Annotated in this window: 16 protein-coding genes; 7 read left to right on the top strand and 9 right to left on the bottom strand. The window is 33.0% G+C overall.

The annotated features are described in order from the left end of the window. The first annotated feature begins 23 nt into the window (after nucleotides 1-23). On the top strand, nucleotides 24-1,658 hold the full coding sequence (locus LPB87_RS17225; protein ID WP_129539579.1) for an ABC-F family ATP-binding cassette domain-containing protein: 1,635 nt from the start codon (nucleotides 24-26) through the stop codon (nucleotides 1,656-1,658). A 72-nt stretch (nucleotides 1,659-1,730) separates the two neighbouring features. Here the strand turns inward: LPB87_RS17225 and LPB87_RS17220 are convergent, their stop codons facing one another. From LPB87_RS17220 to LPB87_RS17210, 3 genes are read right to left on the bottom strand one after another with little or no spacing between them, the layout of a single operon-like run. Continuing rightward, nucleotides 1,731-2,888 (bottom strand): ABC transporter permease, encoded by a 1,158-nt coding sequence (locus LPB87_RS17220; protein ID WP_230728683.1) that lies wholly within the window; start codon nucleotides 2,886-2,888, stop codon nucleotides 1,731-1,733. 2 nt (nucleotides 2,889-2,890) lie between these two features. Further along, nucleotides 2,891-3,844, bottom strand: a complete 954-nt coding sequence (locus tag LPB87_RS17215) for a biotin/lipoyl-binding protein (protein ID WP_230728682.1) — start codon at nucleotides 3,842-3,844, stop codon at nucleotides 2,891-2,893. Between the two features lie 12 nt (nucleotides 3,845-3,856). Continuing rightward, the gene (locus LPB87_RS17210) at nucleotides 3,857-5,239 is read right to left on the bottom strand and encodes a TolC family protein (RefSeq protein ID WP_230728681.1); all 1,383 of its coding nucleotides are present in this window, start codon (nucleotides 5,237-5,239) and stop codon (nucleotides 3,857-3,859) included. Between the two features lie 263 nt (nucleotides 5,240-5,502). Here LPB87_RS17210 and LPB87_RS17205 point away from each other — a divergent pair, with 263 nt between their 5' ends. The 3 genes from LPB87_RS17205 to LPB87_RS17195 all read left to right on the top strand — a co-directional run bounded on the left by LPB87_RS17205 (nucleotide 5,503) and on the right by LPB87_RS17195 (nucleotide 9,396). Next, on the top strand, nucleotides 5,503-6,726 hold the full coding sequence (locus LPB87_RS17205) for a hypothetical protein (RefSeq protein WP_230728680.1): 1,224 nt from the start codon (nucleotides 5,503-5,505) through the stop codon (nucleotides 6,724-6,726). A gap of 67 nt (nucleotides 6,727-6,793) precedes the next feature. Continuing rightward, on the top strand, nucleotides 6,794-7,945 hold the full coding sequence (locus tag LPB87_RS17200; protein ID WP_230728679.1) for a porin: 1,152 nt from the start codon (nucleotides 6,794-6,796) through the stop codon (nucleotides 7,943-7,945). 20 nt (nucleotides 7,946-7,965) lie between these two features. Next, nucleotides 7,966-9,396 carry an anion permease gene (locus LPB87_RS17195; RefSeq protein WP_230728678.1) on the top strand — a complete coding sequence of 477 codons (1,431 nt, stop codon included), beginning with the start codon at nucleotides 7,966-7,968 and terminating at the stop codon, nucleotides 9,394-9,396. On the opposite strand, the gene LPB87_RS17190 is transcribed toward LPB87_RS17195, so the two are convergent. Then, nucleotides 9,393-9,695 (bottom strand): N-acetyltransferase, encoded by a 303-nt coding sequence (locus tag LPB87_RS17190; RefSeq protein ID WP_230728677.1) that lies wholly within the window; start codon nucleotides 9,693-9,695, stop codon nucleotides 9,393-9,395. The two genes, LPB87_RS17195 and LPB87_RS17190, sit on opposite strands and share 4 nt — an antisense overlap. A gap of 311 nt (nucleotides 9,696-10,006) precedes the next feature. On the opposite strand from LPB87_RS17190, the gene LPB87_RS17185 reads away from it, so the two are divergent. Beyond that, nucleotides 10,007-10,663, top strand: a complete 657-nt coding sequence (locus LPB87_RS17185; protein WP_230728676.1) for an alpha/beta hydrolase — start codon at nucleotides 10,007-10,009, stop codon at nucleotides 10,661-10,663. A 102-nt stretch (nucleotides 10,664-10,765) separates the two neighbouring features. Here LPB87_RS17185 and LPB87_RS17180 read toward each other — a convergent pair whose 3' ends face one another. Further along, complete coding sequence (locus LPB87_RS17180) at nucleotides 10,766-11,281, bottom strand: DUF2892 domain-containing protein (protein ID WP_129539571.1); 516 nt, start codon at nucleotides 11,279-11,281, stop codon at nucleotides 10,766-10,768. Nucleotides 11,282-11,449: 168 nt separating this feature from the next. Between LPB87_RS17180 and rpmH the strand changes: the two genes are divergently transcribed. After that, nucleotides 11,450-11,611 (top strand): 50S ribosomal protein L34, encoded by a 162-nt coding sequence (rpmH, locus tag LPB87_RS17175; protein ID WP_008464848.1) that lies wholly within the window; start codon nucleotides 11,450-11,452, stop codon nucleotides 11,609-11,611. Between the two features lie 144 nt (nucleotides 11,612-11,755). After that, nucleotides 11,756-14,611: a carbamoyl-phosphate synthase large subunit gene (gene carB / locus LPB87_RS17170; RefSeq protein WP_230728675.1), complete on the top strand. Its 2,856-nt coding sequence runs from the start codon at nucleotides 11,756-11,758 to the stop codon at nucleotides 14,609-14,611. 64 nt (nucleotides 14,612-14,675) lie between these two features. Here carB and LPB87_RS17165 read toward each other — a convergent pair whose 3' ends face one another. Genes LPB87_RS17165 through LPB87_RS17150 form a run of 4 tightly spaced genes read right to left on the bottom strand, consistent with a single transcriptional unit; the run spans nucleotide 14,676 to nucleotide 16,760 of the window. After that, a complete protein-coding gene (locus tag LPB87_RS17165; RefSeq protein WP_230728674.1) occupies nucleotides 14,676-15,212 on the bottom strand; it encodes a DUF4252 domain-containing protein in 537 nt (178 codons plus the stop codon). A 1-nt stretch (nucleotide 15,213) separates the two neighbouring features. Then, entirely contained in the window at nucleotides 15,214-15,789 is a 576-nt protein-coding gene (locus tag LPB87_RS17160) for a DUF4252 domain-containing protein (RefSeq protein WP_230728673.1), read from the bottom strand. A gap of 1 nt (nucleotide 15,790) precedes the next feature. Further along, on the bottom strand, nucleotides 15,791-16,264 hold the full coding sequence (locus LPB87_RS17155; RefSeq protein WP_230728672.1) for a hypothetical protein: 474 nt from the start codon (nucleotides 16,262-16,264) through the stop codon (nucleotides 15,791-15,793). Next, nucleotides 16,251-16,760: a sigma-70 family RNA polymerase sigma factor gene (locus LPB87_RS17150; protein ID WP_230728671.1), complete on the bottom strand. Its 510-nt coding sequence runs from the start codon at nucleotides 16,758-16,760 to the stop codon at nucleotides 16,251-16,253. The genes LPB87_RS17155 and LPB87_RS17150 overlap by 14 nt, the downstream gene beginning before the upstream one ends. Nucleotides 16,761-16,870: the final 110 nt, after the last annotated feature.

Below are 16,870 nucleotides of genomic sequence, written 5' to 3'. Positions count from 1 at the left end.
ATTAAATAAATTCACACGAAGTAATGATTACAGTTAACGATATTTCAGTTCAATTTGGAGGAACTACATTATTTAGCGATGTTTCTTTTGCTATAAATGAAAATGATAAAATTGCCCTTATGGGTAAAAATGGTGCGGGAAAATCGACACTTTTAAAAATTATAGCAGGACAAAGCAAACCTTCTACTGGAAGTATTTCAGCTCCGAAAGAAGCTGTTATAGCTTATTTGCCTCAGCATTTATTGACTAAAGACGGTTCAACTGTAATGGAAGAAGCATCAAAAGCTTTTGGTGAAATTTTTAGAATGAAAGCTGAAATAGATGAAATCAATGAGCAGTTAACTGTTCGTACTGATTATGAAAGTGATGCTTATATGAAGTTAATCGAAAGAGTTTCGGACTTAAGCGAGAAATATTATGCAATCGAAGAGGTTAATTATGAGTCTGAAGTTGAGAAAATCTTAGTTGGTTTAGGTTTTGATCGTGAAGATTTCGGACGTCAAACTTCAGAATTTTCTGGAGGATGGAGAATGCGAATCGAATTGGCTAAAATCCTTTTGCAGAAGCCAGATTTAATTTTACTAGATGAGCCAACCAATCATATGGATATTGAAAGTATTCAATGGTTAGAAGATTTTTTAATAAATGCTGCAAAAGCAGTTGTAGTAATTTCGCATGATAGAGCGTTTGTAGATAATATTACCAATCGTACAATTGAAGTTACGATGGGAAGAATCTACGATTATAAAGCTAAATATTCTCATTATTTAGAACTAAGAAAAGATCGTCGTATTCATCAACAGAAAGCATACGATGAGCAACAAAAAATGATTGCTGATAACAGAACTTTTATTGATCGTTTTAAAGGAACTTTTTCAAAAACTGATGCGGTTCAGTCTCGTGTTAAAATGCTTGAAAAATTAGTGATTGTGCAAGTTGATGAAGTAGATAATTCGGCACTTAAATTAAAATTCCCACCAGCAGCACGTTCAGGACAATATCCTGTTGTGGTTAAAGAATTATCTAAATCATATGGAGATCATGTGGTTTTTAAAGATGCTAACATAGTTATCGAAAGAGGTGAAAAAGTTGCTTTCGTTGGTAAAAATGGAGAAGGTAAATCGACTATGATTAAAGCAATCATGAAAGAGATTGGTATCGACGAAGGAAGTGTAGAAATTGGTCATAATTCTCAAATTGGGTATTTTGCTCAAAATCAAGCTTCTTTGTTGGATGAAAATGCTACCATTTTTGAAACTATCGATGCTATTGCTGTTGGAGATGTTAGAACGCAAATTAAGAACATTCTTGGTGCTTTTATGTTTCAGGGAGATGATATTACAAAGAAAGTAAAAGTGCTTTCAGGAGGAGAGAAAACTCGTTTGGCAATGATAAAATTATTGTTAGAGCCAGTTAATTTATTGATTCTTGATGAGCCTTCGAATCACTTGGATATGAAAACAAAGGATATTATTAAAGATGCTTTACGTGATTTTGATGGTACTTTGATTTTAGTTTCTCACGATCGTGATTTTCTTGATGGATTAGCGACTAAAGTTTTTGAATTTGGTAATAAACGTGTTAAAGAACATTTTGAAGATGTTGCTGGTTTCTTAGCGCATAAAAAAATGGATTCAATGCGAGAGATAGAAAAATAGTTTTTTATTATAATGAAAAACGGCATAAGTTTAATTCTTATGCCGTTTTTTTATGTCTTATAGTTAGAAAGTTTATGCTTCTTTTAAGGCACTTTTTTTCTTGTAGTATAAAGCAATATAGGCAGCAATTGAGCAAACTAATCCAATAATAACCATATTCCAAATAGGTTGTGTTGTTTGTGAAAAAGTTCCATTTTCGATGATTAAAATTCTAAAAGCTTTTAAAAAATGTGTTAATGGGATCACATTTGCAATTGCTTGTACAGCTTGTGGCATTTGACTTAAAGGCCAAGTAAATCCACTTAGAATAAAACTAGGAGTTGCAATAACCATTAGAACTTCTGTAGCTTTTAATTGATTAGGAATTAAAATACTTACCAGAATACCAATAAATGAAACTGATAGTACAAAAATCCCAGCTATAAATGTGAGTGGGAGTAGATTCTCATAAAAAGGAAGTCTGAACCATAAAGTAAATAGCCAGTATATAAACCAAATACCAAAGCTCATTAACATATATGGAATGATTTTTACAGCCAAGAGGTTTAAAATAGAAGGACATCTTTTGACTAAGTCTTTAAAGGTTCCGTTTTCAAACTCAGAAGCAAAAGAAAGTGCCAGTCCCAGTAAGAGAACTTGTTGCAAGACGGTTGCTAAAACACCTGGCCAAAGAAAATACATGTAGTTGGTACTTCGATTATATTTCTTTATAAAAGTTGTTTTGAAAGGTTCGTATTGTGACATAAGTAAGTTTTCAGGGACGCCTTGTTTTCTTAAGGTTTCGATTTGAACACCCGCTTTTAATGTTCCAAGACAAACTTGTATTGCTGTCGATGCGTAATTGGCAGTTAAGACATTCGAAGTATTTACGATGGTTGTGATTTCTGGATACTTTTTTGTGAGTGTCATTTTTTCAAAACCCTTTGGGATGATAACAACACAAGTGGCCTCTTTTTGAATGGCAATCTCAGAAAGATTATTTTGATCATATAGAATTGAAGCTATATGCACAACTTCATTGTCTTCAAACATCTGAATTGCTTTTGAACTTAATTCGGTACGATCTTGATCGACTACAATTATAGGTAAATCGGTCACTTTACCTTTGCCGTAAACATAGCCTAATAAAACGCCATAAAGTATTGGTGCGCCAATAAAAAGCAATCGAAGCACTTTGTTTTTCCAGAATAATTTGAATTCCCGTTTAAGCAATGAAAAGAAATTTTGCATAGTTAAAGAGATAAGGTAACAGTTGTTTTTGTAATTAAATCTTTTGTTTCATTGCTGTTGGAAGGAGTTATTTTTATTTCGAATAAACTTTCCTGCATTTCGTAATCTGGATAAGCAGTTGCAATGTTACCGTATGCTCCCAGTTGTTTTATTGTGCTAATATTTCCTTTAATGTCAATTTTCTTGTAAGGAACATGTACGGTTATTTCTTGTCCTTTTTTAAATTTTTCTAGTTGATTTTCAGGTATCGTAAAGCGGAAGTAAGTACTGTTAGCAATATAACCATTAAATAAGGTGTAACCTGGCAATGCTAGTTCGCCAATAGTTAAAGTTATAGTTTCAATACTCATGTCTTGAGGGGCTACAATATAGCGTTCTTTGTCGGCCGTTTCTACTTCTTGTAATGCTCCAAGAGCTCTGTCTTGTTGACCTAAAGCCATTGTTTGTTGCTCAATACGAGCTCCCTTTTTTGCATCATCTAGTTCGGCAATAACAGCATTGTATTGGGCTTGTGCTCCTTGGTATTTGGCAAAAGTTTCGTCATAAGTCTGTTGTGAGATTAAAGAATCTTTAAGCATGTTTGTTAATCGTTTAATCGATTTTTGAGCAAATTCATATTGTTCTTTTAGGCCCATTTTTTTTGCTTCCAATTGCTTAATTTGGTTTTCTGTAGCTCCTTTTACAGCCATTTTGTATTGTGCTTTAGCAGATATAACAGCTCCTTCGGCCTGATTTTTTTTAGCATCTACTTCTGGAATATCGAGAATGGCAAGCGTGTCTCCTTTTTGGACAATATCTCCTTCTTTGACAAATATTTTTAAAATTTTGCCAGGAATTTTGCTAACAACAGCAATTTGTTCTTTTTCTATTTTTCCCTGAATCAGATTTTCTTTTTTCTCTTTTTCACAACTTGTAAAAATGAAAATTAAATGGATTATAATAATTGCTTTTTTCATAAAATAGAACTTTTATTTAGATAGTTTTTTTGATAAATCGCCAGTAGCAATTATTGTTTCGATAGCAGATAATCGTTGTTCGATTAAAGTAGTTGTTTTGTTTACAGATGCTTTATAAGAATCGTTCTCGGCTTCAAGGCGTTCCGATATATTGATAAGGCCTTCTTTGTATTGTTTTATTGCAAGATTTAAATTATTATCAGCTACTTTTTCTTGTTGTTGAGTAATGTCAATTTTTTGAGTTAGGACGCTATAGTCAACTAAGTTTTTTTCAAGTAGTAATTCTAATTTTTCTTTAGTATCATCAATTTGGTTTTGCATCTGTTCGATGTTGATTTTGGCTTCGTGTACTTTGTGTTTTCTTTCAAAACCTGAGAAAACTTCCCATTTCATTGCTGCGCCTACAACCCAGTTGTTGCTTATAGTTGCTTCGTTTAATCCCAGGTAGAGGGCTTGGTTTATTCCAGTAACTATTGGTGTTGTGGCATTGGCATTAAATAGACTTGAATACGAAACACCTCCAAATGCTCCTAAAGTTGGTAAATAAGTACCTTTCTCTTTTTTTAACAAATATTCATAAGCAGTTTTAAAAGATTCTAAAGCTTTTATTTCTTGCTTGTTTTGAGTATTTAATTTTTGATCTGTAATTAAATAAGGAACCAAGTCGTATTTCACATTCTCTATTTCGGGAATCGTATACCCTGTTAAGTATTGAATTTTTTTATAAATTAATTTTCGTTTGCCGTCTAGTTCAATTTTTTTAGACGCTAATTCAAGTGAAGCTAGCTTGATTTTGTCTCTATCGTAAGGAATTGCTAAACCTTGTTCTATTGCTTTTGTGACACGCTTAGTTTCAGTGTCTAATCGTTTTTCGCTTTCTTTTATAAGTTTGTCAATTTCTTTTAACAACTCTAATTGATCAAATGTGTTAATGACATCTTTTATGATTCCATCTTTCTCTGACTCTTTTAGAAATACAGTTCCTTTGGTTTTTTCGTGTATTGCCTTGGCTCCGTTTGGAATTTGCATACCACTAAACAAAACTGTTTTTGCCATTACACTTCCGTTAAAAATGTTTCCATAATTTTTAAAAGCTGTTTTCCCATCAAATAAAGGATAGTTTACAATAGGGATAGTAGCTGTTGGAAGATCTACAGTTAGTTTATTGTCGAAATAAGTGTATAACGCACTTGCTTCGACAGTAGGAATGTATTTGTTCCAAACTCCTTTCTCTTGAAGGTTTAATTTTTCAATATCTAAATCTTTGTTTTTTAAAGAAGTGCTTTTTTCTATAGCTTTATGAATAGCTCCTTCTAAAGTTGGTGAGACTTCAATTTGAGCATATCCGTAAGTTACGGAAAGAAAGAAGAAGAAAATAGGTGAAAGTTTTCTCATTGTATTTTTATTTCTATGATATGGTAAAACGTGACAGATTTTGTAAGGTGCTACGGAAAAAATGAGCGTGTTTAAAATGTGGATATAAGCAAAGTTAAGAATATTAGTCTTACAATCCTTTTTTATAAGAGGTAAATACAGGGCAGAGTTAATTTTTTTTTGATAGTTTTATTAAGAAAATAGAAAGTTTTACGATGGTGCCAAACTTTATTTGTTTTTTTATACCTTTAGTATGCATATTTATAAATTAACTACTTATTAACATGAAAAAAAATGTATTATTTTTAGCTATTATGTTGACTAGTTTGTTTAGTCTTCCTATATTTTCTCAAACAAATGATGAGCCAGTTGCTTTGGGTTTACCTGGGGATAATCTTAATTTATTTGCTGTATTAGATGTTTTTCAAAAATCAAAAACATTAGAAGATTTCGAAAGAGCATTAAATGATCCAGATAATAAAGTTAATAATTTAGACTTAAATAACGATGGAGAAATCGATTATATTGAGGTAGAAGGTCATAAGGAAGGTAATACCCATGTAATTGTACTTCAGGTTGCTGTAAATAGCAAAGAAACACAAGATGTTGCTGTTATCGAGGTTACTAAAGATAAAAAAAACAAGGTGCATGTTCAGGCCATAGGAGATGAAGATTTATATGGTAAAAATTATATTGTAGAGCCTTCAGATACAATTGCAGGAACACCTAATCCAGGATACAAAGGAGATGCTACTGTAATTGTAAATAATAATACAATCAATAATTACAATACAACAACTAATCCAAGTTATGTGAGTACTAGTGTAAGTGCATGGCCTGTGGTTTTATTTTTATTTTCCCCTGTGTATGTAGTATATAGATCTCCATGGCATTGGGGATATTATCCTCCGTACTGGCGTCCTTGGCGTCCAGTTTATTATCATGATTATTGGGGATATCATGGGCATTATTACAGAAGTCCTTATTACCGAAGAACAGCTGTTATAAGATATCCTAGATATTATAATAATTATGCTAGTAGAAGAAATACATCAGTAGTTGTTAGAACTAATAGAACTAATGGACGTTATAATTCGACTTATAATGGGAGAGATTATAGAAGACCAGAACCGGTTACTTCTACAAGGCCCTCTAGGCCAGGTAATACGACAAGACCTGGGACGCGTCCTACGACTCCTACGACTAGACCCGGAAATACAACTAGACCTGGAAATACAACTAGACCGGTTAATCCATCGACTAGGCCGGGAACTGGGACAACAAGGCCAACGACACGCCCAGTTGCTCCAACTAATCCATCAACACGCCCAGCTGTTAGACCAGTGCAGCCAGTAACGAGACCAGCGACACGTCCCGTTACTCCAACTAATCCATCAACACGACCTGCTGTCAGACCATTGCAACCAGTAACAAGCCCAGCAGTCAGACCTGTCACACCAAGACCAGCAACGCAAAGACCAGTAAATGGAGGAGCCAATAGAAGGTAAGAATACATACTGAGAATCATTTTTGATATCGACTAATTGCTAGTCTAAAAATTTATTTAATATACTTATGGGGAAACTTCCGCTAATTAAAATCGTATTCGCTATCTTAATGATGCCTTGTTTTATTAATGCTCAAATTGATGTGAATCAGGCTACAACAAATTCGGAGGAAGTTGCTAATTATCCGCAATTTAAGTTCAAAGGGCTCTTTCAGGCTCGATTTTTAGGAGCGCTTTCAGATAATGTAGATGTTCTAGGAGTTCATAATTCGGCTGGTGAAGCCACTCAAACTTCATTTGATGTGAAAAGAATGCGTGTTGGACTCAATACAAAATTGAGTGAGCAAACAGAAGTAGTGATTCTAGTAAACCTTGCTGATTTTAAATCTGATCCTAAAAATAAAGTTCTAGAGAACGCTTATGCCAAATATACTTTTAGTAAATACTTTGCAGTAACTGGAGGTCAATTTCGCCCTGCCTTTGGTATAGAAGAGCTTGTTCCTGTTGATGTTATTAAATCTTTTGACTTTTCAAATCAATATTATGAATTTGGAAAAAACGGATGGACTAGTTTTCAGATTGGAGCTTCTGCGACAGGTTCTTTCGATGTTGGTGTTTTTCCTGTGAGTTATGCTATTTCTATTTTAAACGGGACAGGACGGAATCAGGAAAAAGATAAAGATAGTGGAAAGCAATATTCTACAAGATGGGTTTTTGGACTTTCTAAACTGTATAAAATTAATTTGGGATTAAATGGTGGAATAGGAAAAGTATTCGATCAGGATGTTTTTGCTTTAGGTGTAGATATTACCAGTGATTTTAAAATTACTGATGCGCTTACTTTTGATATGCAAGTTGAGTATAAACAAGGAACGAATCATAATTTGTATTTTTCATTACCTGTAGATGGTAGGACATTAAATGCAGATGATTATCAGATGCGAGGCTATTATATTATGCCTAATTTGAGATATCGCATAGATTATAAAAAATTGAGTTCTTTAGAGTTTTCATGCCGTTATGAGTCTTTTGATACCAATTTCAGATTAAAATCAAATGTCCGTCAAACATATGTGCCAATGATGAGTCTTGAATTTGGAAAGGCATATACAGGAAGAATTGGGTTAGGATTTCAAATTGATAGATATGACAAGAATATACCTGATACATCGATGTATAATGAAAATTTATTTATTGTTCAATTTCAAACTAGACTTTAGTATAACTTAATTTCTGTATTATGAAAGAAGTAAAAATTCCGCAAACATTAATAACACTTGTAGTTGCTATTGGTCTTTGGGTTATTCCTGCTCCTGAGGGGGTGAAAGTAGAAGCTTGGCATTTGTTTGCAATTTTTGTGGCAACTATTCTTGGAATTATTTTAAAAGCAGCCCCTATGGGAACTATGTGTATGCTTGCAATAGCGGTAACTGCATTTTCACAGGTGTTGGCTCCTGATGATGCTGGGAAATCAATAACACTTGCCTTAAGAGGTTTTGGGGATAAAGTTATTTGGTTAATTGGGATATCGTTTTTTATAGCACGTGGTTTTATTAAGACAGGTTTAGGTAATAGGATTGCTTTTATTTTTATAAGGATATTTGGGAAAAGTTCTCTGGGATTAGCTTATGGATTAGGACTTGCTGATTTATGTCTAGCTCCTGCTGTTCCTAGTAATACGGCTAGGGGAGGAGGAATTATTTATCCTATTATGAAATCGATGGCGATAAGTTTTGGTTCAGAGCCAGATAAACCAGAAACACACAAAAAGTTAGGCTCGTTCTTAACATTGAATAGTTACAATATGAATCTTATTTCATCCTCAATGTTTTTAACTGGAACGGCAAGTAATCCGATGTGTCAAAAGTTTGCATTAAATTTAGGGATTAAAATAACTTGGATGTCTTGGGCGCTTGCTGCAATTGTACCGGGATTAGTCGCTTTTTTTGTAATTCCTTTAGTATTATATAAAATTTATCCGCCTGAATTAAAATCGACAGCAGATGCTCCGGCAATTGCGAAGCAAAAGCTAAAAGACATGGGGCCAATCTCTAGAAATGAATGGTTGATGTTGTTGACGTTTTTTATCTTGTTGTTTCTTTGGATGACAGGAGATTTGTTCTCTATCGATGCAACGACAACAGCTTTTATTGGGTTGGTAATTTTGTTATTAACTTCAGTGTTAACTTGGGAAGATGTGAAATCTGAGAAGGGAGCTTGGGATACTATTATATGGTTTTCAGTTTTGGTAATGATGGCGAGTTCGCTCAATGAATTAGGTTTCATTGGATGGTTTAGTGATTTGGTAAAAGTGCAAATAGGGGGATTAAGCTGGCAAATGGCTTTTCCTATTATAATTTTGGTGTACTTTTTTAGTCATTATCTTTTTGCAAGCGCAACAGCTCATGTAGCGGCAATGTATGCCGCGTTGCTAGGAGTTGGTGTTTCTTTAGGTGTTCCGGGATTACTTTTGGCTTTTATGCTTGGGTTTGTAGGTTCGCTTTATGGTACATTAACCCATTACGGTCATGGACCAGCTCCTGTATTTTTTGGTAGTGGTTATGTTGATTTAAAGAGCTGGTGGGTAAAAGGTCTTGTAACAGGTCTTGTCCTATTACTTATTTATATGGTAATAGGAGGACTATGGATGAATATAATTGGGTATTACTAAATTCGGATACCAGGTGGAAGTAGTTCTTTGTAAATTGGGTTTTTCTTAAAGAAAGTGGCAATTTTAGGATGAATAGGGACTACTTTTAATTTTCGTTCAATGGAGATTTCCATTATACTTTTAAGCATGTTGTAGAAAAGCTCTTGATCATCAAATGAGTCGGGAGTGTTGACTTTTGTTAGAAATATCTTTTTTTCTTGAAAAGAATATTCGATTGTTACTAATCCTGTAGGTGTTGAGATTTCAAATTGTCTTGCAAAGGCATTGTCTTTGATTTCCATTACTGAAATGGGTTCCATATTACTTGTTTTTTATGTGGTATTTAAAAAAAAATAGAAGAAATGAACTTTGTAAAAAGGTCGGACAGACTTCTTATAATATATTGTTAGAAACAAATCATTTCTACTACAAATATAATCATTTGATATTCAATAACAAAAGATTTTAAGGATGGGAAATATTTTACATTTTTAAAACTGTTGTGAACACGCGGGTTTGCTATGATTTTAAGGGATAATATTATTATAAAAACAGAGTTGAACTCGTTAAAAAACAATAATTTTATATCAATAATACTTTTTTTGATGTTATTAATATTTGAGATGTGATTATGAGTAAAGTTCCTGTTTATTTTATGCCTGGTCTTGCGGCAAGTACAACTATTTTCGAGAGGATTGCATTGCCTGAAGATGTTTTTGAAATTCATTTGTTAGAATGGGAAATACCACTTGATGGCGAATCCTTACCTGATTATGCTAAAAGGATAACTCAAAGTATAAAACATCAAAATCCAGTTTTGATAGGAGTGTCATTTGGAGGTATACTAGTTCAGGAAATGGCAAAGCATATAGTTGCTAGAAGAGTGATCATTATTTCTAGTGTAAAAAGTAACATAGAGTTTCCTAGAAGAATGAAAATTGCAAAAACGACCAAAGCATATAAGTTAATCCCCATGCGATTAATCTTGAATGTAGAAAGTCTGGCTAAGTTTTCTTTTGGTGAAAAGATAAATAAACGATTGAAGTTGTATGAGAAATTTTTGTCTGTGCGTGATATTCGCTATCTAGACTGGGCGGTTGAACAAGTAATTCTTTGGGATAGAACTAAAATTGATGAAAGTGTAATTCATATTCATGGAGATCAAGATGAGGTTTTCCCTATAAAATATATAACCAATTGTAAAGTGGTAAAAGGAGGAACGCATATTATGATTTTGAATAAGTATAAATGGCTAAACGAAAACTTACCGAAAATCATTTTAGAGTAGATTTTTTGGCTATAGTTGAGTTTTCTTATTGACTTATTTTAACATATAAAAAAAACCATCCGTTTTTGCGGATGGTTTTTTTGTAAAAGGTAAACATGAAAACTATATTTTTTTCATTTGATCTTTCATCATAGTAATTTGTTCTTTTAGCATTCCTTGTTTGTCAAGCTTCTTAGCTTCGTTCAATAAGTTTGTAGCTTCAAGCTTTCTTCGGCGTGACATGGCAACCCCAGCAAGGTTTAATTTGGCTACAGCTAAATCCATATCCATAGATAGACCGAGTTCAATTGCTTTTTTGAAATATTTTTCAGCTTGATTGATGTTAGTTTGAGAAACCATAATACCCTGTAGGTAGTTAAAGTATCCTTGTTGTTTTCTTACCAAAGCAGTTTCAGGGTTTTTGATGTGTGCTAGCCATTTTTTAGCACCTTCAAAATCTTGTTTTCTTAGTTTTAAGAAGGCTAATAAGATGAATTCATTTTTAAAATAAAGGAAAATAGGGATTCCAGCCAGTAATATGAGGAAGATTCCGTTTCCAATATTACTTTCTGTAAATTGCCAAATGCCAGCAACTACTAATAGTCCGGCTAAAATAAGTTTAATATTTCTGTGAAACATAATAGGTGTATTTTTGTGATTGCAAAGATAGTAAAATGAATTAAAAATATTTTTATAAAACTACTTGCCAGAAAAAAAAGTCTTTGTATATTTGCACTCGGTTTTACGGGAAGACAATTCCAAAACCAAAAAGAAGATATTAGACACCATATTTAAAGATACAAAGCAATGAGTAAAAGAACGTTTCAACCATCGAAAAGAAAAAGAAGAAATAAGCACGGATTTATGGACAGAATGGCTTCTGCGAATGGAAGAAAAGTTCTGGCACGTAGAAGAGCTAAAGGAAGACATAAATTAACTGTTTCTAGCGAACCTAGACACAAAAAATAATGTTTCTATAAACATAAATAAGGCGTTACTTTTTTTAGTATCGCCTTTTTTTATACCTTGTCATTAAAAAATAAGTAATGTTTTAATTTCTAAACAAGTAGAGTTAAACGTTAAGCCGAAATATAACTACACAATACAATTAAAATGCCTAAAGACACATCAATAAAATCAGTTTTAATAATAGGTTCGGGACCTATTGTTATTGGTCAAGCCTGCGAATTTGATTATGCAGGATCGCAATCAGCACGTTCTATCCGTGAAGAAGGAATTGAAGTTATCTTGATAAATTCAAATCCAGCGACTATTATGACCGACCCAAGTATGGCCGATCATATATATTTGAAGCCATTAACTACAAAATCGATTATTGAAATTTTAAAAGCACATCCACAAATTGATGCAGTTCTGCCTACAATGGGAGGACAAACTGCATTGAATTTATGTTTGGAGGCTGATGAAAAAGGAATTTGGGCTGATTTTGGAGTAAAATTAATCGGTGTTGATGTAAATGCGATCAATATTACCGAGGATAGAGAGCAGTTTAAACAACTTCTTGAAAAAATTAATGTACCAACAGCACCTGCAAAAACAGCTACTTCATATTTAGAAGGAAAAGAAATTGCTCAGGAATTTGGTTTTCCATTAGTTATTCGTCCTTCATTTACGCTTGGAGGAACTGGAGCAGCGGTAGTTTATAAAAAAGAAGATTTTGACGAACTCTTAACTAGAGGATTGGAAGCTTCTCCAATACATGAAGTTTTAATTGATAAAGCTTTAATGGGATGGAAAGAATATGAATTAGAACTTTTAAGAGATAAAAATGATAATGTAGTTATCATTTGTTCTATCGAAAATATGGATCCAATGGGAATCCATACTGGAGATTCGATTACAGTTGCACCAGCAATGACATTATCTGATACAACATTTCAAAGATTACGTGATTATGCAATCTTAATGATGCGTAGTATCGGAAATTTCGCTGGAGGTTGTAATGTGCAATTTGCAGTTTCACCAGATGAAAAAGAAGATATTGTTGCGATTGAAATTAACCCACGTGTATCTCGTTCGTCAGCATTAGCATCAAAAGCAACTGGATATCCAATTGCTAAAATAGCTTCTAAATTGGCATTAGGATATAATCTTGATGAATTACAAAATCAAATTACAAAATCGACTTCGGCTCTTTTTGAACCAACTCTTGACTATGTAATTGTGAAAATCCCACGTTGGAACTTTGATAAATTTGAAGGGGCTGACAGAACGCTTGGACTTCAGATGAAATCTGTAGGTGAGGTTATGGGTATCGGACGTTCATTTCAAGAAGCTTTACATAAAGCAACCCAATCATTAGAGATTAAAAGAAATGGTTTAGGTGCTGATGGAAAAGGATATAAAAATTACGAACAAATTATAGAGAAACTAACTTTTGCAAGTTGGGATCGTGTTTTTGTAATTTATGATGCAATTGCAATGGGGATTCCATTGAGCCGTATTCATGAAATTACAAAAATTGATATGTGGTTCTTGAAACAATATGAGGAACTTTATACACTTGAGAAAGAAATCTCTAATTATAAGGTAGCTACTTTGCCGAAAGACCTTTTGCTTGAAGCGAAACAAAAAGGTTTTGCCGACAGACAAATTGCTCATATGGTAAATTGCTTGGAGAGTGAAGTTCACGCTTTAAGAATGGCAATGGATATTAACCGTGTGTTTAAATTGGTAGATACTTGTGCAGCCGAATTTAAAGCAAAGACTCCTTATTACTATTCTACTTTTGAAGCACAAATTGAGAAAGCAAATGGTGAGCGTTACGTAGATAATGAAAGTATTGTTACTGATAAAAAGAAAATAATTGTTTTAGGTTCAGGACCAAACCGTATCGGACAGGGAATTGAATTTGATTATTCTTGTGTTCACGGTGTATTAGCCGCTAAAGAATGTGGTTATGAAACAATCATGATTAACTGTAATCCTGAAACGGTTTCAACAGATTTTGATACTGCTGATAAATTGTATTTTGAGCCAGTTTTCTGGGAACATATTTATGATATCATTCAACATGAAAAACCAGAAGGAGTAATTGTACAGCTTGGTGGGCAAACCGCTTTGAAGCTAGCTGAAAAATTATCTAAATACGGTGTAAAAATTATAGGGACAAGTTTTGATGCCTTAGATTTAGCTGAAGATAGAGGGCGTTTTTCAGAATTATTGACTGAATTACATATTCCTTTCCCGCAATTTGGAATCGCTGAAACGGCTGATGAAGCTTCAACTTTAGCAGATACGCTTGATTTTCCATTATTGATTCGTCCTTCTTATGTATTAGGAGGTCAGGGAATGAAAATTGTAATCAATAAAAAAGAGCTTGAAGAGCATGTTATCAATTTATTGAAAACAATTCCTGGAAACAAATTACTTTTGGATCATTACCTTGCTGGAGCAATCGAGGCTGAGGCTGATGCAATTTGTGATGCTGATGGTAATGTTTATATCATTGGAATAATGGAGCATATCGAGCCTTGCGGAGTTCACTCTGGAGATAGTAATGCGACATTGCCTCCTTTTAACTTAGGAGAGTTCGTGATGCAGCAAATAAAAGATCATACTGTAAAAATTGCCAGAGCTTTAAAAACGGTTGGTTTAATTAATATTCAGTTTGCTATAAAAGACGATACCGTTTATATTATTGAAGCGAATCCTAGAGCATCTAGAACAGTACCATTTATAGCAAAAGCATACGGAGAGCCTTATGTAAATTACGCTACAAAAGTGATGTTGGGTCATAATAAAGTAACTGATTTTAAATTTAATCCACAATTAAAAGGATTTGCAATTAAACAACCAGTATTCTCTTTTAGTAAATTCCATAATGTAAATAAAGCATTAGGGCCAGAGATGAAATCAACAGGAGAAAGTATCTTGTTCATCGATGACTTAAAAGATGATCAGTTTTACGAATTGTACTCAAGAAGAAAAATGTATTTGAGTAAATAATCTCAAATCATAAATATAAAAAAAGCCTCATGAAATGAGGCTTTTTTGTTTTAAAGTAAGAATATTATTTAATCAGTTGTTGTAACGGTTTAAGTTGTTCCATATCTATATTAGATTCTTTAAGAACGGTCATTAATGTCATGATATTGTTTGGGTTCATGTTTTTTCCTAAAACGCGAACTAAAGCAAACCCATTTTCGTTTCTGTTGGCGTAGATTACAAATTCTTCAATATTTTCGTCAGTTCCAACATAGCTTACTGAAGCACCATCTTTTCCAGAACCAAATTTCATTAATTGCTGGTATTTCGGATTCTTCAAAATAGTATTTACTTTGGTTCTTTCTGCTTCATATTCAGCCTGATTTTTATCATTTCGTTTAAAGGCTAGAATATTCATTTTGTCAAAAGATTTTAATGCTTCGTTTTGTTCTGTAGATAGTTTTGTTTTCTCTATATTAAGTATATTTGGAGAAACATCTAATGCGATGAAATTTTTATTTTCTGTGTTTTCTACAAAATATTTTTGCAATGATGGGTCAGAATTACAACTTGTTAAAAGTAATAATCCTAAAAAGGTGAAAATAGTGGCTATCTGTTTCATGTTATTTTTTTCCTTTAGATGCTTTTTTTAAATCAGATCCTCCAGGTAGTTTCATTTTATCAGTAAGTACTGAGATTTCATTTAAATCAAAGTTCCCTGTTAGTGATAGTAAAACGGTATCTTCATTTTTACCTGAATCGATAAACATGAACAACTCTTTTATTTGAGTAGCACTTGATCCAGATTTTACATAAATTTTTACATTTCTTCCACTATCATTTACTCGCATTAATTCTTCTAATCCTGCCGATTTTATGTATTTATCTGTAGTGAGTTTCATGTCGGCTTCAACTTTGGCGCTTTGTGTTGTAAAAACTTTTAGATTGTCTAATTTTTTTATAAGGCTTAAGTATTGCTGTGTTTCTTTATCAGAAGTATCAACTTTTACCTTGCTCATTAAATCAAACATTTTTTTGTTTACAATTACAGATGTTACATCGTCTTGGCCATCGTATTTGTCAAAAGCTCCTTGTGCGTAAAAAGCATGGCTAACTAATATGAATACTAATGTTAGTATGAAATTTTTACCAAAACTACTTCTGTTATTTTTTCTGTTTTCGTGAATTATTGATTTCATTTTATCGGATTTTATTTTGTTTAAAAATTAAGTTTTTTGATTGTTCGTATTCTTTAATGTACTGGACACTTTCTATACCAGTATTAACATTGTGAGAGACCATAGCGAGTGCTTTTTGCGTTGCAGCTAAAGCTTCTTCTGGAGAGTCATAAGTTCCTAAATCTGATTTTGCAACAACAGGGGTTGTGTTATTTGTGTTGTTGAGGTAAAAATAAGAACCTATTCCTAGTAAAAGGACAGCCGAAGCAGCAATTGATAACCACGCCACATTACGTTTCTTAGTTTGTAGTGGAATTTCTTGCGTTAAACGTTGTTCTTTTACTTGAGAGAAATAACCAAAAATTGGTTTGTATTGTTCCAAATGCTGCGCAACATCTGAAGAAGAAAAGTATTTTTTTAGTTCATTTTCTTCGGCAATAGTACTTTCTCCCTGAAAGTATTTTTCTAATATTATTTCTATTTTATCTGATTCCATATTGATGTGTATTAAGCATAGATTCTCTTATTTTTTTTCTAGCTCTTGAAAGTGCTACGCGTATAGCAGTTTCGTTCATATTAACTATTTTGGCAATTTCATCAAACTCATATTGTTCGACATCCCGCAACTGAATTAAAATTTGTTGCTGTTCTGGTAATTGATTCATTATTTTTTCTACCCATTCTAAACTATTGTTATCTTCAATTTTTTGATCTAATTCTGGCTCCTTGTCTTTGTAATTCGTATGTACAAGAGTGATATTGCTAGCCCGTTTTGATTTTAATTGATCCAAACAATAATTTTTGGTCATTGTCATTGCTAGAGCTTCAACATTATTGTAGGTATTTAAAGTCTCTTTTTTGTTCCATAGCTTTACTAATATTTCCTGCGAAGCATCTTCAGCCTCTTCAGTACTTGTTAGTAATCGTTTCGCCAGACGAAATACTTTGTCTTTAAAAGGATTTACCAACTGGATGAAAACGATTTGATTCATAAAAATGATAAATTTTAGGTTCGCTTATAGTATCAAGACGATGCAGAATTATTTTTGTTACAAATGTGTAAGAAATAAAACTAAAGATAGTATTTTTACGTTAGTATTAT

The sequence above is a fragment of the Flavobacterium sp. EDS genome, from assembly GCF_020991525.1.
Lineage (GTDB): Bacteria > Bacteroidota > Bacteroidia > Flavobacteriales > Flavobacteriaceae > Flavobacterium.
Note: the sequence above shows the minus strand (reverse complement) of the source record. Positions and strands in the feature narration are given on the sequence as shown.